We start from the raw sequence: 25,701 nt of genomic DNA on the forward strand, positions 1-25,701 counted from the left end.
TTAATTATTTCATGTAGCTTAACAGGAAAAAGGACATTTTGTGTTTTGTTTTGGACATTTTTGCCTATGAGTCACATAAATGTTGAAGGAATATGCTATTGGCTATCTGGAAAGTAGTTCGACTTAATCCCCCCTTTCCGGAATATATTGAATTAACATTGATTACGACGAGGAAGCGGGTGTCAACATGAGACCAGATGAGATGAAAGCGTTGGAACGCTCCATCGAAGAGATCACGGAGCTTGCCCAAGGCTTCGGGCTTGATTTCTACCCCATGCGCTATGAAATATGCCCTTCTGATATTATTTACACGTTCGGGGCTTACGGCATGCCGACCCGCTTCAGCCACTGGAGCTTCGGTAAATCGTTTCACCGCATGAAAACCCAATACGATCTGGGCCTGAGCAAAATTTATGAGCTCGTGATTAACTCCAATCCTTGTTATGCCTTCCTGCTGGACGGGAACTCCTTAATTCAGAACAAGCTTATCGTGGCACACGTATTGGCGCATTGTGATTTCTTCAAGAACAACGCCCGCTTCTCCCGCACGAACCGCAATATGGTGGAGAGCATGTCCGCCACAGCTGAACGTGTACGGCAATATGAGATGGAATTCGGGACCGATGAGATCGAGTCCTTTCTTGACTCTGTGCTAGCGATTCAAGAGCATGTCGATCCAAGCTTACTGAAGTCCAGCGCTCGTACATATGGAATGTCACGGGAGAGTATGGGGCGATATGGAGGCGGCACCGAACGACGGACTGAGGTGAATCAGCACAGACCTAAATTGAATACGGGTCCGGGTAACAGTCCTGCTCCACCCAAAACAACTTATGACGACTTATGGAGCCTGGACGAAGATTTCCGTAATGCCGAACAAGCGCATGAGAAGGCAAAAGAAGCGGCTTCTCGACGATTCCCACCACAGCCTGAGAAAGATCTCTTGTATTTCCTGGAGCAGCACTCCCCCGTTCTGGAAGATTGGCAGCGGGATATTCTAACGATGATGCGAGACGAGATGTTATACTTCTGGCCGCAGATGGAAACCAAGATTATGAACGAAGGCTGGGCATCGTACTGGCACCAACGTATTCTACGCGAGCTTGATCTAACCGAAGTAGAAACGATCGAATACGCGTCCCTTAACGCAGGCGTTGTCCAGCCCTCTCGACATAGCCTCAACCCTTATTACCTGGGCCTCAAAATTTTCGAAGATATCGAGAAGCGCTGGGACCGTGAGAAAATGTTCGAAGTACGCGAATTCGATTCGGATACCTCTTTTGTGCGAAATTATTTAACGAAGGAACTTGTGGAGGATCTGGACTTATATGTGTTCGAGAAGAAGGGTCCGGAGTGGAAGATTACCGATAAAACATGGGAATCCATCCGCGACCAATTGGTCTACTCCCGAGTCAACGGGGGCTTTCCCGTCCTTCATGTGATAGACGGCAACCATGCTAATATTGGAGAAATGTATCTGAAGCATTCTTTCGAAGGTCTGGAGATGGATCTGAAATATTTGGAGAAAACATTACCCTTTGTTCATCGATTGTGGGGTAAAACGATTCATCTTGAGACGGTAGTCGAGGATAAAAGCGTGCTGTTCACATATGACGGGAAGAAACACTCACGAAAGTTTTTATAAACGAATGGCCTGTTTAGCATACACTGGCTCAGTAAACAATCGGCTCTGTCTATATGGACAGAGCTTTCTCTATTGCCTTCTACTATAGCCGGATTAATAATCCGATTGAAAATTGGCAAAGAAGCACATACTATACCAATTCCAGCCAGTTTAACAAATAAAGTGAGGACTTCAATGGCTTTCTTTCAACTACTATCACGAATACTGCTCAGCCGAACTCGAAGCAGTCAAAACAATACTTCAAAAGCTTCAACAAATCATAATCCAAAACCGACATTGAAACATATTTTATCGGAATTTGCGAATTGTACAGACCTCACCCATAGAAGCTTCCCTGATCTTCAGGTGGAACTTGTTTATTTTGCGAATCTGGTCGGTAAAGAAGAGTTCGCCCGGGATGTGATTATCCCTCTTGACCATACAAGCCGCGATCAAGTCAACTCCTTGCTGGCGCAATCCCAATTCGTGCACAAAACCGAGTCCAAACATGTGGTAAATGGCATCCTAAACGGCTGTGTTGCTCTGTTCCATAAAGGAAAAGTATATTTAGTCAGCGTCAGCGAGGCTGTCTCCCGTAACGTAGAGGATTCACAAACGGAAACGAATATCGTGGGTCCTCACGATTCTTTTGTGGAATCCAGCGAGAAGAATTTGGCGCTTCTTCGCAAAAGAGTGAAGAGCTCGCATCTTAAAACAATCTCTCTCAACGTGGGAGAAATAACGAAAACCGATATTTATATCTTGTATATCGAAGGCATCGCTAATATGCATTACGTTCAGGAATTGATTAGACGTATTAAACTGGTTGAAGTGGATGCAGTCCATGACTCCAATATGCTTGTGCAATATATTGACGACTTCCCTAGATCGATCTTTCCTCTATTCATGACAAGTGAACGGACGGATTCCGCTGCATCTAAGCTAGTTGAAGGCCGGGTAATTGCTATTGTCGACGGGAGCCCGTCTGTTATCAGTGCGCCATCCACCTTTTTCGATTTCTTCTCTTCATCGGATGACTATTATCATCGATGGCCTTTAGCAACGGGGACCCGGATTCTTAGACTAATTGCTTTAGTGGTAACCCTTACCTTTACCTCCTTATATGTAGCGGTTACGACTTATCACTACGAGATGATACCCGAAACCCTGCTCATTACTTTGACTGAATCGAGAAGCAGAGTCCCTTTTCCTCCTGTTTATGAAGCTTTACTGATGGAAACCACCATCGAGCTGCTGCGTGAGGCTGGAGCCAGACTCCCAACCAAGATCGGACAGACGATCGGTATCGTTGGAGGTATTGTAATCGGACAAGCAGCGGTACAGGCAGGACTGACAAGCAATATCCTGATCATTGCTGTTGCTTCCTCGGCCATTGCATCATTCGTTATACCCAGCTATGTAATGAGCGCGTCGATCCGTCTAATTCGATTTGGAATCATTATTTTGGCCGGGTTATGGGGAAATTTCGGTCTAATGGTCGGTTTTGCTTTAATTGTAACTCATCTATCGGGATTGACTAGCTTGGGGGCCTCTTACCTTGTACCCGTTGCTCCCATGAAAATCAGGGACTGGCTTGATGTTTTTATCCGAGCACCCTTCAAGATGTTGAAGGATCGGCCATCTGTCACCCAGACTCCTAACCCATCAAGAAATAAAATGAAGAAATAGGAGGGCGTCCATTGAAAGAGAAAATACATCCTCTCCACCTCTGCATGCTGATCTACATGATTCAGTCCGGAGTAACGATTCTAAAGCTGCCGCAAATGCTGGCCAATCATTTCGGCTACAATGGATGGATCTCCATCTTCATTTTCGCATTCATTGCAATGGTTAATATTTATCTCATCTCCCTGGTGTATCGTCTTGGCCGCGGGCAATCGATCTTTGTCATTCTTGAGCAATCCATTCCTAAAATTATTCTCTTTCCTCTTTATTTAGGAATTGCAGGTCTGTGGGGAGTAATTGGCTGTTTAGTCGTCAAGCAATATATAGTCATTTATCAAATGGTTGCCTTCCCGACTACTTCGCCGATGCTGTTTAAGTTAATCGTGGATTTCATTGTTTTCCTGCTTGTTATTAAAGGACTATACAGTATGTCCAAAGCTGCTACCATATTTTACTGGATGACAACCTGGATGTTTTTGTTGCTGCCTATCTTTATTAGAGATTTTGAATGGAGCCGCTTTACGCCGTTTGTATTTAAAGGTGAGACCCGAATGCTCTCAGGCAGTATCGATATTTACTCTGCATTTTTAGGATTTGAAATGTGTATGCTGTTTTTTCCTTATGTAGAAAAGCGTAATTTCTTCAAAGCCGTATATGCCGGAAATTTATTAACCACCATGTCTTATTTGGCCGTGAGTCTGATTTGCTTCGGATTCTACAGCTTCGATCAATTGAAACGAATGCTTTTTCCCACTTTAGATTTGCTGTCCTATATAAGATTCCCTTTCATAGAACACATCGAGAACTTACTGTTCGGGTTTGTTTTGTTAAGCGTGCTGATCACATGCAGTATATTTATTTGGGGTTCCAAAGAAATGATCCAAAGGATATGGCCTCGTGCATCTGTCAAGGGACTGACCCTCTGTATTCTATTTATTGAGTATATTGTATCCTGGTTCCCCCAAAATTTAAGTGAAATAGAGAAGTGGTTGAAAGTATTATTATATGCGGAGGCAGGATTAACCTTCTGTCTACCCATCCTGCTAATCATTCTGCTGTCGATTAGAGGCAATCGGGGGGGAGAGGTCCATGCATAAAGTCATAATAGTCCTCTGCGTACTGATTCTAGCCGGCTGCGGAGATCAGCGTATCCTGGAAGAGCTGGGATTGATCCATACATCCAGCTATGACCTGGTAGAACAAAAAGATTCAAAAAACGAGATGTTGATGGTTACAGTAGCCATTCCTAAAGCAAATCGTGACGGTAAAATCCAACGGGAAACGCTGACCGCGACAGTCAAAACCGTCAAAGAAGCAAGAGTCAAGTTCTCCGGACAGACAGAATTGGCACTCGTTACCGGTCAGCTAAGAAATACTTTATTCGGAATGAATCTGGCCAAAAAAGGAATTTGGAGCTATATCGATACTTTAATCCGCGACCCTTCCTATTCAAAACGGGTTAAGCTAACTATAGTAGACGGTAACGCGCATGATTTATTAGTCAAAGAATATCCCCAACACCCGAGAACGGGACAATATATCGAACGAATGTTAGAAAAAGAGGTGAAAAATCAAACTGTTCCTTACGTTACTTTATATCAATTCACAAGGGATTTGTTCGATGATGGAATAGATCCAATTGCGCCTTTGGTTAAACAACTGAAGGATAATGTTGCAATAAACGGGATTGCTTTATTCAACGAGGATAAATATGTGACAAAGATAGAGCCTGACAAAGTTCTGATATTTTCCATGATCCGGGATAGCTTCAAGCAAGGAGAAATTAGTATTGATCTTGGCGGTAATGGAAATGAAGAACCCAATCATGTCATGTTCAGCTCGATTAAAAGCAGCAGAAAGCTGAAGGTGCTAAAGAATAATACCGAGGGCATTCATGTTCAACTGGATGTGAAGATTCAAGGCTCCGTTATGGAATATATCGGGAATTTGGAACTAAGCGAGGAGAAGGATCGGACAAAGCTGGAAGCCCTGGTATCCGCTTATATTGAGAAGGAAGCAGAGAAAATGATTCGTGGTATGCAGCAAAATCATGCGGATAGTATTGGTGTTGGAAAGGTGGTTAGAAACAGTATGAGCTATAAGCAGTGGAAACAATTGGACTGGGAGCAGATGTACCCTAAAGTCAAGGTCACCTGCCAGGCCAAAGTGATTATACGGGATTACGGAAAATCAAAATAAGGCTGGTGTTTGATTACCAGGGATCCATCAGCCTAAGTTGTTCACTACAACCGCGGATTCGTCGGCGGCTATAGTAAGAGCACTTGCAGCCAAAATATCCTTTTGCGTGATGCGTGCCTGGTAATCTTCTCCGGCAATCCTGAGCAGAAAGTCCTCGGTAATCGTAAGTGTCGGGGAATTCAGCTCTACTGACGTGAACTCTTGTGAGTTCGTTACTTGCAAGTACAGCTCCTCTTGTTGGGATACGGAAGGATCTCCGCATAACCGCAGTTCCGCGCTGCCGGTTGTTCCGCTTACAAAGATTCTGCAATCTCCCCAGGTCCAACTCTTCTCAGGAGAGTGCCAATCGCTATAGAGCTGTCCAATCGTCCCCCTCTCCAGTACTACTTGCGCTGAGGCCGCATCCCAGAAATCGGGGTACTCCGGCAATATATTCTTGGTCACGACGGCTTGAACGGACACCGCCTCCTGATCTGTTAACCACCGCAACAGGTCGAAGTCATGCACGAACAAATCAATAATAACTCCCCCGTTCTGCGCTTTGGAGAAATGCCATTCTGAACGGGATGCGGGTCTCAAGCGATGCGGCTTACGCATAGATAGGCTCACTATACGGCCAAGCTCTCCAGACTCGATTGCCTGCTTAAGTGTATGGATGGCAGGACGGAACCTTTCGGTGAGCAGCATCCCGATCTGAATGCTCCCTCGCTCGATAACTCCCTCAAGACGGTGCAGCTTATCACGGTCCGTGATGGCGGGCTTGTCCACCATAATGTGCTTGCCATGCTTCTCACACCATTCTATTATGTTGATCTTTTCGCTGTTAATGGCGGAGGAGCCAATGATCTGCACAGCAGGATCAAGCAGGGCATCCAGTGAGTTCAACAACGGAACTCCATATTTGCTTGCGATTTGTTCCGCCATCTTCTTGTCACTCTGATCGTAAATCCCGGCAAATGTGTGCCCCAATTGAATCATTTCATCAATAAATACCGTAATATGTCCATGTCGACAACCGACAATACCGAATGCAATAGACAATGTTCATCGCTCCTAAACTTGAAATAAGTACTTGCTGCTATGGAGAAAGCTCCCCGACAGATCATGCCACTTATTATACCTCAAGTGTTGTTGAATAGCTTCAAGAAGCTCGGGGATAACGGATGCGCAAACATCCCGCACGATTGCCTGCGGGATGTGTCAGAGGTGAGAGCTGGCCTACAGATCCAGCTCCCAAGCTTGCACTTGACGCTGCCCGCTGCGCACAGCGGCTGCGGGTTCAATTGTCGGCATAGGCTCGCCGATTGCCGTCATCTTGCAGATCAGGCGCTGCTGCAGCCGATCCGATACCTCGCGGTGCGACGGGAATCCGATCAAATTCTGCAGCTCATACGGATCGGATTCCAGGTCATAGAGATATTGTTCGACGTAGCGGTCGGCGAACATATCCTTCGACGCGTCGGAATCCGGCGCGTCGATGCCGTACTTCCAGCGCGCGGTCCGTATCGCGCGCCCTACCTGCGACTCGCTGATCTGGATCAGCACGTCGTCAGGCCATTCCTCTGCCTGCCGCTTCACTAGCGGCAGAACGGAGCGTCCCTGCATCTCTTCAGGGACGTGGATGCCCGCCGCGTCGAGCAGTGTCGGCGGAATATCAAGCAGGCTGACGAGCTCGCGAATCTGTCCGCCGCTCTCGAACCCCGGCCCGCTGACGGCCGTCGGCACACGAATCGAGCTCTCATGGCAGGAGCGCTTGTATTCCTGATTGCGCGTGCGAAAATGGCACGCATGATCCGAAGTGAACAAGATAATCGTATCCTTGTCCAATTTCAGACTAATCAAAGTATCCTGCAGCCGTCCCAACGCTTCATCCAGCCGTTTGACCATTCCGTAATAACCATCCAGATGACGATTCGCTGAGCCTTGGAACTGCGCCAGATCGGGTGGAATCCAGCGAGATGTATAACGTCCCTTGTAGCTTTCAGGCGCGGGATAATCGTCACGTTGATTCTGGTTGTGCGGCTCGACATAAGAGACAAATAGGAAAAACGGGTTCTCCTTGTTTTTATCGATATAACGAATCGCCGCATCTGTCAAAGCATCCACACGATACCCGGGCAGTTGAACGGACTCTCCATTCTCATCATACATAACCGTTTCATACGCTCTGGACGTAAACTCGAGCACATTTGAGGCAAGCCAATCTTGGTAACCCCCCCGGTATTCCAGAGGAACCGGTTTATTATTCGGCGCCAAGTGCCACTTACCTATATAACCGGTCCGATAGCCGGCCTCATTGAAGTAATGGGCAATCGTCTTCGTGTCAGGAGGCAAGGGAATTCCGTTCCGGAAGCAGCCAGAAGTCGTAGCATACAAGCCGGATTGCATAACAGAACGCGCAGGTCCGCATACCGGTTGACAGGAGAATGTGTTATAGAGATGGGTCCCTCTTGTAGCCATTCGGTCAAAATTGGGGGTCAGATCAAGCGGGTTACCGTGAACTCCCGTTGTATCCCACCTCTGTTGATCCGTGAAGAACACAAGCACATTTGGTTGTTTTGCTGGGGGCTTTGCAGCAGTGTTCATTTCGCTCTCCTCTCTTTTCTTACAACTCTGTGGCTTCATATAGATAAGTTCTACTTGTCATTATATAAGCCTGCTAACCCGCTTGTATTTAGCCGAACCGACATGAAATTTGATGAAAACCGTCGTTCCCCGACACCATAAACAGACAGGATAATTGATTTACGGACATGAAACGGTTATGATTATTTCAAAAAAGAGGAGTTACGAATTTCGATGATGAATGGGAAATTACCCGTTATTAGTATAGTTGTGCCTTGTTACAATGAAGAAGAAGTACTTCCCGAGACAGTAGTTAGACTGTCCTCCGTGATGGAGCGTTTAATCAAGGAACAGCTGATCGCAACTAACAGCTTCGTGGTGTTCGTGGACGACGGAAGCAGAGACCGTACCTGGGAGCTGATCGAGAGCTTCAACCGCACGCACCCGCACATCTCCGGACTCAAGCTAGCCCGCAATGCTGGCCATCAGAGCGCACTGCTCGCAGGTCTGAAGTCGGTTATTAACCGCTGCGACTGCGCCATCTCCATTGATGCGGACCTGCAGGACGACCCGAATGTAATCCGAGATTTTATCATTAAGTATCTCGAAGGGTATGAAGTGGTATATGGAGTCCGCTCCAGCCGCGACACCGATACCTGGTTCAAACGATTTACAGCGCAAGCCTTCTATAAGATGATGACCCGGATGGGGGTCAAAATCACATATAACCATGCCGATTATCGGCTGATGAGCAGAAGAGCCTTGGAGCAATTGGACAAGTTCAAGGAAGTGAATGTATTCCTGCGCGGACTTGTGCCCATGGTCGGATTCAAATCGACAAATGTATATTACGAGCGTCACGAGCGTTTTGCCGGGGAATCCAAATACCCGCTGAAGAAAATGCTTGCTTTTGCATGGGATGGCATTACCTCGCTAAGCGTTACACCGATACGTCTCGTATCCGCCATTGGCTTTCTGATGTTCTTGATTAGCCTTGGAATGGGCCTCTACGCGATTGTGCAAAAACTGGTTGGCTCTACTGTACCTGGCTGGACCTCTATCGTTGTTTCGTTGTGGTTCATTGGCGGTATCCAAGTCATCAGCCTTGGGTTGATCGGAGAGTACATCGGCAAAATCTATAAAGAAGTCAAGCACCGTCCCCTCTTTATTATAGAGACAGAGCTTCAGCCATCTGTGTCTGGGAACGCTGAGAAGACCAAACAACCGCAGCTTCAGGTATAAGCGAATGAAAAAGCTTGTACTTTCGTTGTGGAATCACTCTTTCGTCCGTTTCCTGTTCGTCGGTGTGCTGAACACCATAGTTGGCTTATCCATTGCATACTTGTTGCTAAATGCCTTCGGGCTTGACTACTGGGTATCGACGTTCGCAGGGAACAGCATCGGTGCCATTGTTAGCTATTTTCTTAACAAAGCCTTCACGTTCCAATCCAAGGTTAGTATCGGACGCAGTATATGGAAGTTCGCAGCCGTTATTATCGTTTGTTATGTTGTTGCGTATAGTGCTGCTCGCGGTATTAGCGATGTGCTGCTTGGGTTCATCCGAGTCGAGGATCCAGTCTGGTCGGATAACTTGGCTGTGCTGATCGGAACAGGATTATACACAATCAGTAACTATCTGGGGCAACGTTTCTTCGTCTTCCGTCCCGCATCCAAGCCCCAGCATGAAGCAGGTGAAGCATCTTGATAACAGCTTTATTGAAACGAGGGATTCGCTCCGTCGAATGGTGGACCCTTCTCGCAGTATGCGGAATCGTAATCTATGTAACTGTAATTCGACCTATAGTGGGGATTGCCGACAACGGAGATTTCCTTAGAATCATGAGTACAGTGGGGCTTGATTACGTCAATCCATCATTGAGCTATGAGGACAAATATTTTGATTATTTTATCAAGGATTGGGAACTTGTGACGTTTGGCAAGGGTGCTTACATTACGACCCAGACCTTCGTCGTATTCTTAGCGACTCTACTGAATCGGCTTCTGTATAGTAATGATGTGTTCGATATGCGGTTCATGGTCCTGGTATACACGGCGTTGCTGATGACGGCATTCTATTACTTGATCCGATACAATAAGTCCAAATCGTCGTTGCTGTTCACTATTATTCTAGCTTTGCTGCTTATATTTGTTTTCGCTGACGGCGCCTATATCGCTTATTTTAACTCCTTATTCGGGGAGCCGGTCTCGCTAGTATTCTTGCTGCTGACGATCGCTTTCGGTATCGCTTTGACCAAGCAGGAGCAGCCATCTTCTAAACTGCTTACTTTGTATTTTGTCGCTTGTATGTTTTTTGTATTTTCAAAGATTCAGAACGCCCCTGTCGGTGTGCTTGCTGCGCTGATGGGTCTTCGTTTCCTACCATTAAGGGAGGATAAGAGTTGGCGGAAAAGAGTCATTTGGTTCTCTGCTGGGCTTGCTTTAGGATCAATCGTCATGTACATCGTCGCTCCTAAGCAGTTCAAGGAAATTAATATATACCAAACCGTGTTCTATGGAATTTTGAAAGATTCTCCAACGCCTGAGGAAGATCTCGAAAAACTCGGATTGAACCCGGATCTCGCTATTCTGGCCAATACGAACTTTTTCACCCCTAACACCCCGATTCCACAGCGGGATCCGAGATTGTATGAACAGTTTTATAGCCAAATGAGCCACGCCAAAGTGGGTATTTTCTATTTGACCCATCCTGGACGTTTGCTCGACAAGTTGGAGATAGCAGCTCAGAATGGGATGACGATTCGACCGTTTTATCTCGGTACGTATCTGCAATCTGAGGGTCAGCCTTCCGGTGCCGTGCTTAGTAAATTCAGTCTCTGGAGCGAGGGAAAGCAAAAGTGGCTGCCCAATCGATTCTGGTTCATCTTCCTGCTGTACATAGCTTATTTTGGAGTTATTATTTGGGAGCATGTAAGGGCCAAGGTGTATCGGCAGAAGGTGTTCGCTGAATTATTCGCCATGATCGGCCTGATCGGCGCCTTCTCCTTCCTCATTCCCATTATTGGCGATGGGGAGGCGGACTTGAGCAAGCATCTGTTCTTGTTTAACGTATGTTTCGATATGATGCTGGTTGGCTGTGTATTGTGGATGGCGTCGAAGGTGTTGCGTAGTAGGAGAGTATGAGAGTGAAGGGAATCTGGCCTGCTAGTTTCAGCGGTCAGGTTCTTTTTTTGTTTATGCGTATCGACTATTAGGGGAGCAGAAGGATTTTGTTTGTAAATTATGCCGATTATGATATAATTTATATCGTAATCGGCATAATTTATTGGATGAGAGGATATAACTATAAAGGAGCCAAACTGACCAGTGTACGAAGTTGAAATTTATGAAGATAAGGATGGGAATTCCGAGCTGAAGGATTGGCTTCGCGAGCTAAAATGTCGCAAAGATAAGGGAATAAAGGAAGCTAGAATCATGCTTAATCAAATTCATTACTGCATTGAACGTATAAAATTGGATGGGACTTACGCTCCAGAGGAAATTGCCAAGCATATCATTAATGACATATGGGAATTGCGTCCAGATAAACATAGGATTTTGTTTTTCCAAGTAAAAGAAGGCAGGTTCATTTTGTTGAATCACTTCCGAAAAGAAACGCAGAAAACCCCGCCAAAACAAATTAGGAAAGCTATACAGTTAAGGGATGATTGGAATAAGCGTAATCATTGATCTCATAAGAAATTGAAAGAATGGAGGAATAACGATGAAATTCGATGATTTTATGCAAGAAATTTGTGAAAATACAATTGAAACGGAAACGATTCGACAGATTGCACGTATGGTTTCTGACATTGTCAAACGTAGAAAAGTACTTGGATTAACCCAAGTTGAAGTTGCAAAGAAGGCTGGTCTTTCTCAAGCACAGGTAGCACGGCTAGAAAATAGTTCGCAGATTCCTAGAGTAGACACTTTGATTAAAGTAGCTATCGCCCTTGGAATGAAAATTAATTTGAATGAGACCGATGAACATGCAGTCGCTGATAATCATCTGGTACATGCCTGAACAACAAACCTGTACTTTATGAGAGCCTATTGGCTCTTTTTTTTACAACTGAACAATTAACGTACATCAGTTTTATTCCACAGTTCTTCTTTTCCCAGCCATGACCTGTTACATAAAAATGTGTTATATAATAGTGCCTTATAGAAAAAAATAACCTGGCGGGATTCATCCCCCACCAGATTACGAGCTTACTTAAACTTTAATATCCAAATTACCGCCGAGATGCGGTTGCACGCTTTGTTGAAGCATCTGTACGAGCTGTGCTCCTTCTGATTCAGCCAAGTTTTTGGCTTTATCCAGCATCTGGATCCCAACCTGCACTGGCAAAGTGCTAGCTTGGAACTGGCTATAAACCGATTGCAATGAAGCTACATCCATCAAAAAACCTCCCTGCTGCTTAATTACTAGAAACGGTTAGAAATTTCATAGACAGAGTGATTATACCATTTTTTACCGAAACTCGACATCTCTATTTCGTAATTTGGTTTCCCTGACTCAGCTTGTGATTCCCTCAAAGAAAAGATCCATCGTCAGCTTCATCTGATCCGCCAAATTCTCCTCCCCCTGCTCCATAGCCCAGTATAACAAACAACCGAAAAAGGTCTGAACTGTCATCTCGGTAATGATCTCAGGCTTATATTTTCCATTGAACTCCCCGCGGTCTTGAGCGAGACGAATTACAGGAGTGGCCGCCTCGTACACCGTGTGAAGAATTTCATTCTGATTAGCCAGATTAAAAGGGCTCGACAATGTTCCCTGCAGCATCGCTTTTACAAGCGGTCGATTGAGCTGCATCCGATACACCAGCTCCACCAGCATTTCTTTGATCCGAGGCAGATAGGGACCAGGTTGATCATACAGCTTCTTGATTTCATCAATCGCCCAGAAGCCTTGTAAATCGCACATTATCGTTTCTTTGGAATCAAAATAGTTAAAAAACGTTCCTTTTCCTACTCCAGCAAGCTCCGTAATCTGAGCAACTGTAGTCGCTTCATACCCTTGTTCAGAAAAGAGCTGGAGAGCCGACTCTATAATTTTTTTTCTTGTTTCGCGTTTCTTATCTTCTCGATTCATTGGTCCTCCGAGTTGAATTGCTGTTTAGTAGAATGGACTGAAAATCATAATTATGGCATTTCTGTTACATGTATTGTAACACATTCTTTGTGCTGTGATAAATATTGACCGGAGGTCATATTTTATAGTATAAGTGTTATAGACAGAAAAAGACAGAACCTTTATTCGGACAGGAGGCATTTGTTTGTTAGAGAAATGGATTCGTTTTATGGCCAAGGCAAGGTGGTTGATCGTGCTCGGTTGGGTGGTGTTGACAGCCGCTTTATTCGCCTCGGCACAGGCTGGTTGGTTACCCAATCTGACACAGATTATCCGCGAGACTGAAGCAAAGTTCATTCCCGCCGATGCGGAATCGATGCAGGCTTCCGTCATTGCTAACCAGATTAACCCGAATAATAAATCCCGTTCCAATGCTGTCATCGTGTTGAACCGGGAAGGCGGACTAAATGAGGCAGACCGCAAATGGCTGCAAGCCAAGGTGAATCAACTAAAAGCAGAACAAGAAGCACTCGAGATTGTGAACATCACGTCTTTGTTCGATGTCCCGGAATTCGCCCAGAAGTTCGAAAGCAAGGATAAATCCACGCTTTTGACGCTGATAGATTTTGCGAAGCCCGACAATTCTCCATCCACCCAAGAAAATCTCGTCAAAATCCGGGATCAATTGAAACAGGAGCTGCCAGCTGGATTATCTGCAGAGTTGACAGGCAGCGCACCGATCTCAGCAGATTTCCAGAAATCAAGCGAGGACGGCTTGAAGAAAACCGAGATTCTTACTGTTGTCTTGGTCCTTTCTATCCTGCTTATAGTATTCCGTTCACCGATCGCGCCGCTGATTCCTTTGGTTACGATCGCGATATCCTTACTAGTGTCCAGAACATTCGTAGGAATCGCAGCAGATATGGGCATGCCTGTATCCTCCTTCACGGAATCCTTCTTGATTGCTGTTCTATTCGGAGCCGGAACCGACTACTGTATCTTGCTGATTCAGCGATTCCGCGAGGAGCTCAGTCATGGATATGATCGTGTCGAATCGCTCATTCGTACAATGCGTACCGTAGGGAAAACAGTCGTTTTCTCCGCCAGCACGGTTCTGATTGCTTTCTTCTTGATTGGTTTTGCCCAATTCGGGATGTACCAATCCGCAGTTGGTGTAGCCATAGGAATGCTTGTCACCCTGGTGGCTGGGCTGACGCTAACGCCTGCGCTTATGATGATACTTGGACCGAAGATGTTCTGGCCTGTTCGCATTAAGCCAGGTCAAGGGCATGGGGAATCCAAGATCTGGGGCAAGATGGCGAATCTATCTGCCAAGCGTCCAGTCACCGTATTATTAGTAACTGTACTGGTAACTGCCCCGATTATATTCTTGTTTCATGGGCAACGTTCGTTCGACGATATTGCGGAGATTAATCCAACCTTAGGATCGGTTCAAGGATTCAACACCGTAAAGGAGAAATTCGGAGCTGGGGAAGTATTTCCGGTTACAGCGACCATAACGTCAGCGAAGTCGATGCGAACGCCTGAGGGGCTCGCTGCAATCGAAGCGAGCAGCGCGGCTGTGCTGAAGGCAGAGCACGTCGCTGAAGTAAGAAGCGCGACACGACCGCTCGGCGATCAGATCACCGAGCTGACGGTTCCGGATCAGCTGGGCCGTACTACGCAAGCGATCGGAGAAGTAACCAGCGGTGTAACCCAGATCGCGGATGGGTTGAACCAAGCTCGCTCCGAGCTCCAGCAGGGAGCGGCCCCGCTTGCCGAGCTAAGCGGCGGCTTGACGCAGATGGCGCAGAGCTCGCTTGAGGCGCAGCAGGGGCTGCGCCAGGTCGGCGGCGGCTTGACCAGCATCCGCCAAGGGCTTGCGGCGTCGCAGGACGGCGCCGCGCAGTCCGCTCAGACCGCCGCCTCGATGGGCGACGATCTGAGCCAGCTCGCCCAGGCGTACCCTGGGCTCGGCGAGGACCCCGCCTACCAAGCGCTGCTGATGAAGCAGCAGGGCTTGGCGGGGGCCCTCCCCGAGCTCAGCGGCGGGCTGAGCTCGCTCGTGCAGGGCGCGGGAGCACTCACTCCCGCGGTCACGCAGATCGGCGACGGCCTCGGCCAGCTCGCCGGCGGCCAGACCCAAGCGGCTGGCGGAATCAGCCAGCTGCAATCCGGCCTTGGCAAGCTTGACCAAGGCCTCGGCGAGGGCGTCGGCGCCCTGGGCAAAGCCGCCGACGGGCTCAAGCAGATCGGCGCTGCGCAGCAGACGATCGCACAAGAGGCCGGCAAGCAGATTGCCGGCTGGCAGATCCCGGCCGAGGTCATCGACTCGGCAGACTTCAAGCGTTCGCTCGAGGTATACATGTCGCCCGACGGCAAGACAACCAAGCTCGAGATCGTCTTGAGCAGTCACCCTTACTCTACAGAAGCGATGGATGCTATGGACGATCTGCGAACCGCGATCAAGAGCAGCTTCTCCGGTTCCGCCATCTCGGATGCGGATGTTAAGCTTGCGGGAACGACCGCACAGTATCACGAGCTTGATGAAATCTCTAACGACGATTTCATCCGAACTGGCTTATTGGTCCTTTTGGGAATCTTCATCGTGTTGGGCTTGTTGATGCGTTCGATATTGGCTCCGATCTACATTTTGTTAAGTCTGGCCTTCAACTATCTCATTACAATGGGGATCGTAGAATTCGTATTCGTCCAGTTGCTGGACTTCCCTGGCCTATCCTGGACAGTCTCGTTCTTCGTATTCCTGATGGTTGTAGCACTGGGAGTCGACTACAGCATCTTCCTTATGGCTCGTTTCAAGGAAGAGTACCGCCCTGGCGGGGTCATCCCGGCCATGACCAAAGCGATGACAACGACGGGTGGAGTTATCATATCCGCAGCCGTGATCATGGGCGGCACGTTCGCAGCCTTCATGTTCTCGGGCGTGACGACCCTTGTCCAGATCGGCGCAGGCATTGTGATCGGACTCGGGCTGTACACAACAGTCTTCATGGGTCTTGTCGTCCCAGCCTTAGCGATGCTATTCGGAGAAGCTAATTGGTGGCCGTTCAGACGGAAGCCAGCTGTGCTAGCAGCTGCTGAGAAATCAGAGATGACTGGATATTCACCAGTGAGAAGATGATGGTTGCCTCTAGAATGCTTCAAACAATAAAGAACCTCTTGAGTTCATTCGCTCAAGAGGTTCTTCGTTATGGATATCAGCCTAAATGCATTAGACCCTTATCAAGGTTTTATTACTTGCTCTCTATCAAAGTCCCAGAGTTAAACGTCCAAAGTCGGTTTATGCCGTCTCTCACGGCCGACCTGGCGATAGTGCAGCACCTCGTACATAATCGGCACGATTAATAACGTAAGGAAGGTCGATGTCACCAATCCGCCAATAACGATTACGGCTAATCCCTTCGAGATAAGTGCACCGCCATCGCCTAATTCGAATACAAGCGGCAGCAGTGCGCAGATCGTGGCGATCGCCGTCATTAAGATCGGGCGAAGACGCGTCCCCCCTGCTTCAAGAAGCGATTCCCGGATCATGCCGCCTTGCTTGACCTGCTGTTGAACGCGGTCTACCAATACGATCGCGTTGGTAACCACAATCCCGATCAGCATCAGCATCCCGATCATGCTGGCGATCGAGATGGGCTCGCCCGCCAGGAGCGTCCCTGCCAGCGCGCCAGTAACGGCGAACGGCAGGGAGAACAAAATCGCGAACGGTGCTTTGCCTTCTCCGAAGGCAACAACCATAACGATATATACCATCCCGATCGCGACCGCCATAGCCATTACCATATCACTAATCATATCCTGAATTTGTTTGTTAGCCCCATCCAGCAAATAGCCTGTACCCGCCGGCAGCTCCAGTTCCTTCAATTTGTTCTGAAGATCCGTATTTACTTTCCCTGTATTCTTCGCAGTTATATTCCCAAGGACGGTAGCATACTCGGCACCATTTCGCAATTGCAGGGTGCTTTGCTGCTGCACTTCCTTCACATCGGCAATATCCTTCACCAGTACGGTCGTGCCTAATGGGGTGCGCAGAGGAAGCTTGCCGATATCGTCCACCGATTGCCGTGATATCCCTTCCACGCTCATATAAATATCGCTCGCCTCCGTGCCGTCGCCGAGCTTACCTACTTTGCTCTCGTTCAGCAATGGCTGCAGCAGACTCCAAGCTTGAACCGTGGTCAACCCTTGTCTTAACGCATCTCCGACACGGAGCTTAATCTCCACACTCTTCAGATCATCAAGCAGTGTATTATGCACGCCGTCGGTTCCTTCGATCTGTTTGACAGCATCAGTAATCGAAACGGTGGCTTTACGAATATCTTCCATTGAGTTGCCTGTCACGATAATATAAATACCTTGACCGCCTGGTCCCACCGTTAATTGCTGAATATTCAGTGTGACGCCTTCCATTCTAGGGTCAAGTGCCACTTTGCGAGTTTTCATATACGCCGTGACATCCTCATCCGGATCCAGACTGACGATCCAGGAAGCTCTGTTGGAAGCGCCCGCTGTGAACGTCTGCGGGTCGAACTCTCCCTTGGGACTTCCTGAGGTAACCTGAGACAGAATGACCGAGCCCATCTCCCGCATATTGCGGTCTATTTCCTTTACCTTCTCATCCACAGTGACCACATCGGTGCCCTTAGGCATCGTCAAGGTCATCAGAATATATTTCTCCTTCTGCTCCGGAATGAACGTTACACCAGCCAACGGTATCATTAAAAAAGAACCTGCCAACAAAAGGATAGATAAGCTTATTACCGTCTTTTTGTGATTCAGCGACCATCTCAGCACATTTTTATAACGTTTGCTGAGGTTCGTCTCTTTGTCGTGATGTTTGATTTTGGAGTTGCGCATCAAGAGATATGCCAGCAAAGGAACTACTGTGACCGCAACGACCAGAGAAGATAACAGGGCAAAAACGACGGTCAATGCGAAAGGCGCGAATATTTTACCAACAATCCCGCTAACTAGACCAAGAGGAGCAAATACTGCAATCGTCGTCAATGTAGAGGAAGTGATAGCAGCCGAAACCTCGCGTGTTGCTTCTAATATCAATTCCTTCGTTGGTTTCTCAGTCTGTGTGCGCCGCACAATATTCTCAATGACAACAATACTGTCGTCCACCACCCGCCCCACTGCAACTGCCATTGCTCCCAATGTCATAACATTCAAAGTAATGTCCGTGAAATAGTGCAGAAGCGACATGGCAGCCGCAAGCGAGAGAGGAATAGAAACAATGGCAATTAAGGTCGCTCTTATATTCCGCAGAAAGAACAGGATGAGAAGGGAAGCGAATAGAGCCCCGTACATCCCTTCACGCGCCATTCCGTTCACAGACCGTTTAATATCATTCGCCGAATCATATACAACATCCAAGCGAACCTTCTCATTGCCCCGAACCGCTTCCTCCAGCTTCTCCATGACTTGCGCGGACACTTCTACTGAATTGGCGTCATTGTTTTTCACAATATTGATCGCAACACTAGGTTCTCCTTGAACACGGGTAATCGTCTCTGGAACCGTCGTGCCTTTGACTACATCAGCAACATCCTGAAGCTTCACTTCCGGAAAGGGAGATATGACAAGGGCTTTCAATTCTTCCAGTGACTGCACCCGTCCAGTGATCACGACGTTCTCGTTAATTTTGTTGAAGGTAGCCGTACCTACTGGAAGCGTCACATTCATCGCTTGCAGCACTTGACTGACTTGCTGAAAAGACACACCGTACTCGGCCATTCGATCTGCTTTCAAACGTATGTACAAATTCTCAGAGGCAAGACCAGCCGTTTGAACCTTGCCGATTCCATCTACACCTTGCAAGGAAGGCAAAATTTTAGTTTGTACGAGCTGCTGCAGCTCACCTGCTGTAGTCCCGAACTGAGCGGTAACCGACGTATACATCATCGGGCCCCCGGCAAGCGAGATTTTGTTCAGAACAGGCTTCTCTACACTCGACGGCAGCTTCATCCCCGCCATTACTTTTTCTATCGCATCCATCTTCTCTTCCAGATTGGCGCTATAAGAGAATTGCATCGTCACCGTGGATACATTGCTTGCCGAGGTCGATTCCAGTGATTCTATTCCCTCTACCTGCTTCAAGGCCTGCTCCATAGGAATGGACACTTCGTTCTGAACCTCTTGCGGCGTGGCCCCTGGATAGATCGCGGTAACGAACAGGTAGGGAATGGCTATATCCGGCATCGATTCCTGTTTGAACTGACTGGCCGAATATACCCCTCCCCCAGCCAGCAGAAGCACCAGAATAACAATCGCGATCGGGTTCCGTAAGCTAAACTTAGTCAAAAACATTCATAACCCTCCCAACAGGAGTTATTCCCTACCCTAAAAATCGAAATTATCCGGATCTGCCCCGACGCGGCGGTTCTCATTCATAGCATCTATTGCGGCCATCTCGTCTTCCGACAATTCAAAATCGAACACTTGGAAATTTTCCCGGATTCGACTAGGGGTAATCGATTTGGGGATCGTCACGATTCCATGTTGGATCTGCCAACGGAGCACCGATTGTGCCGCTGATTTTCCATGCTTCTCGCCAATCTCCGTTAATACCGGATGGTTCAGCAGCTCCCCGCCTTGCATTAGCGGACTCCAAGCTTCAATCTGTATGCCGTTAGCTTTGCAGAACTGACGGAGCGGTTGTTGGGAAAGACGCGGATGCAGCTCGACCTGATCCACCATAGGCACAACCTTAGCATCCTGCAGCAAATCCGTGAGATGATGTTCATGGAAATTGCTCACTCCAATGGACCGTACACGACCTTCCGCATATAGCTTCTCGAGTGCCCTCCAGGTGTCTTTGTACTTGCCTTTAACCGGCCAATGGATCAGATACAGATCCAATACGTCCAAGCCAAGCTTGTCCATGCTCTCATCAAAAGCTTGCAGCGTTGTCTCATAGCCTTGATTGCTGTTCCACACCTTGGAAGTTACAAACAGCTCGTCCCGGCTTAAACCGCATGTGCGAATCGCTTCCCCGACTGCTGCCTCATTGCCATATATAGCAGCGGTATCTATACTGCGATAACCTGTTTCCACAGCGGAATGGACCGCTTTAATCAGCTGCTCTTCGTCCGTAACCTTCCATACTCCCAGTCCTAACCACGGCATTTGAACTCCGTTCTTCAATTGTGTTGTTGCAGGATTGCTCAATTGTATATCCCTCCACTTCGTTATATGTAAACTGTTTTTTGTATCCATGACCATTATATCACGAAAAACTACCATTTACGTTTACTGCACTTTCAAGCCAGATATCCTACTTGACAGCAAGAGAGCTCTGTAAGTCTTATCCCCTGTGCATGAAAAATTAATTTTAGATAATTCCGACAAATAATCATGTCACCGTTTTATGAACGCTATTATCATCGGCTGAAAATGCAAAATCATCGGTCAGTGTGCTAAATATCAAGCTGTGGACGGTCCCTATAATAAGCCATAGAGGAACTTTGATTAGATGAATGTTGGTTTCATTTAATTAGTCTCCGATATTAGTGAACACAAAAAAAGGAGGTACTGGTATGGTTGATCCTTTCTTATAAAAAGAGCTCGCAGCAGGAATTGATGGAATAGAATTTAATCCAGAGGGGAGTACTGAAATGATTAGAATACGTCAAAAAGCAATCCATACATGGGTCATGATGATGCTGGTTGTTTGTATCGCTGCCGGATGTACGCGGGGCGGGGGCAAACCTGAAGCTGGAACTGTGTCGGAGAGTACCAATACGACAAGTCCTGCAGCTATGAGCACGGAACCTGTTACTTTGAAAATCATGTACTACAATACGTTGGTTCAGAAGGAAGACATCGATAAATTTATTACCGAGCCCGTCAAGAAAAAATATCCTTATATTTCAATAGAGTATATCCCAACCGCTAACGCTACTTCTTTACCGTCATTGATTGCAAGCGGTCAGGCAAAGGACATTCCGGATCTCGTAATCACGGATTATCCTAATTTATCCGGTCTGATGCAATTTCAATACCCGTTGGATCTGAACGAGTTGTTGAAGCGGGAAAACGTGAACCTGAGCGGAATAGACAAGACGGCACTCGACGGAGTCAAAGCTATAGGTTCCAAAGGGGAATTGTATGGGCTTCCGTTCTATTTAGACAAGTACATGATGTTTTACAACAAAGACATTTTTGATAAATTCGCCATTCCATATCCGACGGACGATATGTCGTACGAAGATCTAGTCATCCTCGTCAAAAAGCTGACTCGAAAAGAAGACAACGTTCAATATATAGGGTATCGATGGGCTAATTTGTATACCGTCGGGATGCAATTCGGGCTTCCGCTGATTAATTCCAAAACAGGAAAAGCCGAAATTCAAACGGATGGATGGAAATATGCGCTATCCATGGTTAAGCAAATGTCAGATGCCGGCGTAGTTGCCGTTTCGCCCGATGCCTTTTTTAAAGAGAGGCGATTAGCCATTTATCCGCAGTCGCTAGGTGCTGCTTATGGGCAATTCTCGAAAGATGCAGCAGGTATTAACTGGGATCTGGCGGCAATGCCTTATTCTAAAGCCCAACCCAAAATCTCTGGTCCTGCCAAACCGCTCTATCTCGTAGTTTCTTCGGTAAGTCAACACAAAGAACAGGCGGCTGCTGCCGTTTCTTACTTGACTACTTCACAGGAAGTCCAGATGCTCTTGTCACAGAATGGAAGGATCAGTGTATTGAAAGACGATGCCATCCAGAAGCAGTTCGGCAGCAAACTGGATGTGCTGCATGGAAAAAACTTAAGTGCTGTTTTCAAGCATCCTTTCGGTCAGTTGCCTTATACGACATCTTATGAATCACTGGCCTGGCCCGCTCTGAATGCAGGCATAGACAAGGTTATTAAAGGGCTGGACGTCAATAGTGCACTGCGGGAAGCAGAAGAGGAAGCGAATAAAAAGGTCGAGGAAGCAATAAAAAATAGATGATCATGGAGGAAAAATAAAATTGGAAAAATTAGGTTGGGCGTTATTGCCGCGGTAGCTAAATGGGAAGTCGGGTTTGAATGCACGGATTATAGGGAAATGTTAGATGTTGTACGAACGGGATGCTAGAAGCCGATATCCTAGGAAATAAGCTGTATGCCCATTCCAGTTTACAGGGGTTGCGGGTTATTTGGCGCATGTACGCAGCAGAAAAGATTAACACGATTGCGGATTTACGGGGCCTCGGTTTGGATGAGGATTGGAAGAAAAACTCGATGTAAGGGAATCCGTTCAATAAGTGGTATCAAGCAATAATAGGAAGACGGGATTCCTTGTCTTCCTATTTTTATTTCTCATAGCTGCAATGAGTTATTGTCCGTTCATATTCATGAGGTTATTATAAATTTAGTATTTAGATTATACCGGGAGGGGATGGAACATGCATTTCAAAAGTTATGCCTTACTTGAAGAACTGTCTGTGACAAAACTATTTTCTTTCCACTATTACGAGTTGCAAAAGTCTTTCTATGCGGTTAAAGAAGTCCATAATTTCTGGGAAATGGTCTATGTGGATAAAGGCGAGGTCGAAGTCGTCACAAGTGCAAGTCAATATAGATTAAGGCAAGGAGATACAGTATTTTACAAGCCGAACGAAACTCACGAAGGATGGGCACATAAAGAAACAGCTCCAAATTTGATGATCATTTCTTTCGAGTGCAATGCGTCATGCATGACATTTTTTGAAAATAAAGTGTTTCGCATGGACGAAAGAGACAAGGAGCTGCTCGTTCAACTACTGAATGAAGGGCTTCAAGCCTTCGATCCGCCTATCGACTCTCACGACACGTTAGAGTTGCACAAACGAGCGCATTCCTCGTTCGGGTGCGACCAATTTATAAAAATTTATATGGAAGCGCTGCTTCTGGGCCTCATCCGCAAAGAAATTAACAAAAAGTCTCTACTTAAACCGTCACTGGTACTAAAAAAAAATACAAATGCTATTACGCAGAGCATTATCGAATACATGGAAAAGAACATTTATTGCGATCTTTCCTTGGCCGATATTTGCCAGGAGTTCGCTCTCGGCAAATCGCAATTGAATGCGATTTTTAGTGCAGAAACAGGGTTAGGTTTGAAGGAATACTACAATGATCTGAAGATCAAAATGTCCAAGACCATGATTCGCGAGGAAATGTACAATTTTTCCGAAATATCAGAACGGCTCAATTACAGCAGCATTCACTATTTTTCACGAAGCTTTAAAAAAACAACGGGCATGACTCCTTCCGAGTATGCCCGCTCCGTTAAGGCGAAGGTCGTTCATCACAAACGCTATTGATCGATCGTACCGAATTCCTTAAAGACTGCGACCGTATCTATGAATTTCCATATCACCCCTCCATCTGATACCTCGCCGCTCGTGTGTACGGGGGCGGTGGCACCCGTCGTCCCGCTTGTCGTCGCCTCATACAGCTTGACTGCATTTTGTCTGCGGATACCTTGAACTACGGATTGACTGCCCACCCAAGCTCCGGTCGCAGTATCTGTTCCTTTGATGATACAAATGCGGCCTTCCCGCCCTCCTGATGTAGGAGTATTGTAATGGATTCGATCCCCGACGAGAACGGGAAGTTCGATAGGCGTTTGTCGACCGACAAATCTCCGTGCCAGGTTGGCGTTGGAAATTTGATTCGCACTAGTCGCTCCCTCAATAGAGTTAGTTTCTATAAGGAGATCGCTCCTCATTCCGTTTGTAGTGATGCCGCCCGGCCGGTGGATGGTGTAAATGGCATATGTTAGTGGGCGGATTGCTGGAGAATACACTTCATCTTCGTGCCATTCCGGAAGAGTCTCGCTCGTTTGAACAATTGTCCAATAACTGCCCCCCAAATCCGGTCGATTTGCCTCCGTTGAAAAATGACGTAGAGCGGCCTCATACTTAATATTTTTATACACAACTCGATCTGCGGCCTTATAATCGCATACGATTGAATTACTTACAACAGCACCCGACACATCGTCCAAATAGATATCCGAGAAGAAATTTGCCATACTCATGTTGCCCTGGCAAACCACTCCGCGTATATATCGAATATTTATTCCCGAACCGCCGCACAGCATAACGGAATTTCCAACTACGGCAATTCCTTGCGGTAAGAAATTGGCGTTATATGCCGCCCCCAAGAAAGCGATGCCGCTGTTTTCAGCCCCTTGGACGGTATTTCCGGTTACGGCAATGTTCAGCCGGGCACTAGCTCTTGTTACAAAAACCTGTGTGTATCCGATTCCAACACCGAGAGGACTGTTTATATAGGAATTGAAGTTTCCGCTTGTGTCCAAAACTACCTTTTTAACGCCCCGAACATTATTGGATGTTACCGTAATGTCCGTATTCCATCTGGCCCCCACTCCGGTAGAACTTATTAGGATCCCGTATTCGTAGCAGCTCACAATGACATTTCCGTTCACGTTGACATGGGAATGAGCAACCCCAATTCCGCCTCCATAAATAAACCCGCATTCCCGGATATAGTTGCCGGTAACACTTGTATTGAAACCGTGTGTTTGTGCCAGATACATCCCGTTTTTACCGCATCTTTCAATGTGATTGCCCATAATTACAGCCTGGCTGTGGTTGTTTACAACAATCCCGTTTCCTGGTGAATTGATGATTCTACAGTTCTGGATTCGGATCGTCCCCATCTCATGATCGGTATTCGTGAATTTTCCGATGATGTAAATGTTTTGATAACCTAATGCTCCGGCACTGTTTGTTTTCCGGTATCGCGAATCGTTCATGATCCCTTGATTCTGATCGTTACCATCCACCAGGAGTCCACATATATCGATATCCTTGATTCCATTTCCAAAAATGACATTGCTATTCGTAATCGATGCGTCACTGATCACACCGTTAGCCCGAATCAAACCTCCCGGTCCTACAAGGATAAACCTGTCATACACGACAATGCTTTTCACGGTATACATTTTGTCAAAGACGAGGATGGGACGAAGCCAGGGCTCTCCATCCGCCCATTGACGCGCTGCCTGAACAACCGCCTGAACAACGTCCTGTTCATTGCCGATGCCTAAAGCGCCAAAGTCTCCGGGACAAAATTCGTTCCTTCGCTCTCTGAGACGCAGCCAACATCCGAAACCGGACGGTGCTGTTTCTCCGCTGCCTTGCAGAAACGGGATCAATCCCAAGCTTGTACCGTCCCACGGTACGGTCGGACTAATTACAGTACCACCGTTATGAGTGGATTTCGGCTGGTCGGCGTCCCAATAGAACACCCCTCCACCTATGCTGGTTTCGGAGTGGTAGCCGATCAGGGGCACCTGCTGCCCCGCACATTCACCTTCATAACCAATCAGATCCGGCACATATTTCAATCCACACATGGATTCAATTACATATTTTCTTACGTGGTTCTTATTATCGTATACGTTGTCGGTGACAGAATCTTTGGCACTTGCATCGCTGCCGAATTCCAGCCCTACCGTCGCCATTGTCACGCCAGCTACTCCAAGGGAGGCCAGCAACTGCCTCCGGCTAATCTTGTCATTGATCATCAACA

Annotated in this window: 19 protein-coding genes; 12 read left to right on the forward strand and 7 right to left on the reverse strand. The window is 47.0% G+C overall.

Features of this window, described 5'->3' with window-relative positions:
* Positions 1–187: 187 nt before the first annotated feature.
* From AC58QD_RS22420 to AC58QD_RS22435, 4 genes are all read left to right on the forward strand, one after another.
* Positions 188–1,645, forward strand: a complete 1,458-nt coding sequence (locus tag AC58QD_RS22420; protein WP_497337233.1) for a SpoVR family protein — start codon at positions 188–190, stop codon at positions 1,643–1,645.
* A gap of 174 nt (positions 1,646–1,819) precedes the next feature.
* Entirely contained in the window at positions 1,820–3,313 is a 1,494-nt protein-coding gene (locus AC58QD_RS22425; RefSeq protein WP_497337234.1) for a spore germination protein, read from the forward strand.
* A gap of 11 nt (positions 3,314–3,324) precedes the next feature.
* A complete protein-coding gene (locus AC58QD_RS22430; protein ID WP_497337235.1) occupies positions 3,325–4,407 on the forward strand; it encodes a GerAB/ArcD/ProY family transporter in 1,083 nt (360 codons plus the stop codon).
* The gene (locus AC58QD_RS22435) at positions 4,400–5,509 is read left to right on the forward strand and encodes a Ger(x)C family spore germination protein (protein ID WP_497337236.1); all 1,110 of its coding nucleotides are present in this window, start codon (positions 4,400–4,402) and stop codon (positions 5,507–5,509) included. Before AC58QD_RS22430 ends, AC58QD_RS22435 begins: the two co-directional genes overlap by 8 nt.
* A 27-nt stretch (positions 5,510–5,536) precedes the next feature.
* Here AC58QD_RS22435 and AC58QD_RS22440 read toward each other — a convergent pair whose 3' ends face one another.
* A complete protein-coding gene (locus AC58QD_RS22440; RefSeq protein WP_497337237.1) occupies positions 5,537–6,550 on the reverse strand; it encodes a Gfo/Idh/MocA family protein in 1,014 nt (337 codons plus the stop codon).
* Positions 6,551–6,727: 177 nt separating this feature from the next.
* Positions 6,728–8,095 (reverse strand): sulfatase family protein, encoded by a 1,368-nt coding sequence (locus AC58QD_RS22445; protein ID WP_497337238.1) that lies wholly within the window; start codon positions 8,093–8,095, stop codon positions 6,728–6,730.
* Positions 8,096–8,308: 213 nt separating this feature from the next.
* Between AC58QD_RS22445 and AC58QD_RS22450 the strand changes: the two genes are divergently transcribed.
* From AC58QD_RS22450 to AC58QD_RS22470, 5 genes are all read left to right on the forward strand, one after another.
* Positions 8,309–9,316, forward strand: coding sequence for a glycosyltransferase family 2 protein (locus AC58QD_RS22450; RefSeq protein ID WP_497337239.1), 1,008 nt, complete (start codon positions 8,309–8,311; stop codon positions 9,314–9,316).
* 4 nt (positions 9,317–9,320) lie between these two features.
* On the forward strand, positions 9,321–9,779 hold the full coding sequence (locus AC58QD_RS22455; protein ID WP_497337240.1) for a GtrA family protein: 459 nt from the start codon (positions 9,321–9,323) through the stop codon (positions 9,777–9,779).
* Positions 9,776–11,215: a glycan biosynthesis hexose transferase WsfD gene (gene wsfD, locus AC58QD_RS22460; protein WP_497337241.1), complete on the forward strand. Its 1,440-nt coding sequence runs from the start codon at positions 9,776–9,778 to the stop codon at positions 11,213–11,215. Before AC58QD_RS22455 ends, wsfD begins: the two co-directional genes overlap by 4 nt.
* A gap of 183 nt (positions 11,216–11,398) precedes the next feature.
* Positions 11,399–11,761: a type II toxin-antitoxin system RelE/ParE family toxin gene (locus AC58QD_RS22465; protein ID WP_497337242.1), complete on the forward strand. Its 363-nt coding sequence runs from the start codon at positions 11,399–11,401 to the stop codon at positions 11,759–11,761.
* A 34-nt stretch (positions 11,762–11,795) separates the two neighbouring features.
* Entirely contained in the window at positions 11,796–12,095 is a 300-nt protein-coding gene (locus tag AC58QD_RS22470) for a helix-turn-helix domain-containing protein (RefSeq protein ID WP_497337243.1), read from the forward strand.
* A gap of 192 nt (positions 12,096–12,287) precedes the next feature.
* On the opposite strand, the gene AC58QD_RS22475 is transcribed toward AC58QD_RS22470, so the two are convergent.
* Together AC58QD_RS22475 and AC58QD_RS22480 are read right to left on the reverse strand one after the other, a co-directional pair.
* Positions 12,288–12,473, reverse strand: a complete 186-nt coding sequence (locus AC58QD_RS22475) for a YjfB family protein (RefSeq protein ID WP_497337244.1) — start codon at positions 12,471–12,473, stop codon at positions 12,288–12,290.
* 117 nt (positions 12,474–12,590) lie between these two features.
* Entirely contained in the window at positions 12,591–13,169 is a 579-nt protein-coding gene (locus AC58QD_RS22480) for a TetR/AcrR family transcriptional regulator (protein ID WP_497337245.1), read from the reverse strand.
* Between the two features lie 184 nt (positions 13,170–13,353).
* On the opposite strand from AC58QD_RS22480, the gene AC58QD_RS22485 reads away from it, so the two are divergent.
* Positions 13,354–16,290 carry an MMPL family transporter gene (locus AC58QD_RS22485; RefSeq protein WP_497337246.1) on the forward strand — a complete coding sequence of 979 codons (2,937 nt, stop codon included), beginning with the start codon at positions 13,354–13,356 and terminating at the stop codon, positions 16,288–16,290.
* A gap of 140 nt (positions 16,291–16,430) precedes the next feature.
* Here the strand turns inward: AC58QD_RS22485 and AC58QD_RS22490 are convergent, their stop codons facing one another.
* Together AC58QD_RS22490 and AC58QD_RS22495 are read right to left on the reverse strand one after the other, a co-directional pair.
* A complete protein-coding gene (locus tag AC58QD_RS22490; protein ID WP_497337247.1) occupies positions 16,431–19,484 on the reverse strand; it encodes an efflux RND transporter permease subunit in 3,054 nt (1,017 codons plus the stop codon).
* 33 nt (positions 19,485–19,517) lie between these two features.
* Complete coding sequence (locus AC58QD_RS22495) at positions 19,518–20,303, reverse strand: aldo/keto reductase (RefSeq protein ID WP_497337356.1); 786 nt, start codon at positions 20,301–20,303, stop codon at positions 19,518–19,520.
* A 488-nt stretch (positions 20,304–20,791) separates the two neighbouring features.
* On the opposite strand from AC58QD_RS22495, the gene AC58QD_RS22500 reads away from it, so the two are divergent.
* Positions 20,792–22,126 (forward strand): ABC transporter substrate-binding protein, encoded by a 1,335-nt coding sequence (locus AC58QD_RS22500; protein WP_497337248.1) that lies wholly within the window; start codon positions 20,792–20,794, stop codon positions 22,124–22,126.
* A gap of 436 nt (positions 22,127–22,562) precedes the next feature.
* A complete protein-coding gene (locus tag AC58QD_RS22505; RefSeq protein WP_497337249.1) occupies positions 22,563–23,462 on the forward strand; it encodes an AraC family transcriptional regulator in 900 nt (299 codons plus the stop codon).
* On the opposite strand, the gene AC58QD_RS22510 is transcribed toward AC58QD_RS22505, so the two are convergent.
* Positions 23,456–25,696, reverse strand: a complete 2,241-nt coding sequence (locus AC58QD_RS22510) for a putative phage tail protein (RefSeq protein ID WP_497337250.1) — start codon at positions 25,694–25,696, stop codon at positions 23,456–23,458. The two genes, AC58QD_RS22505 and AC58QD_RS22510, sit on opposite strands and share 7 nt — an antisense overlap.
* Positions 25,697–25,701: the final 5 nt, after the last annotated feature.

This window comes from Paenibacillus sp. J2R1T-4 (genome assembly GCF_059692235.1).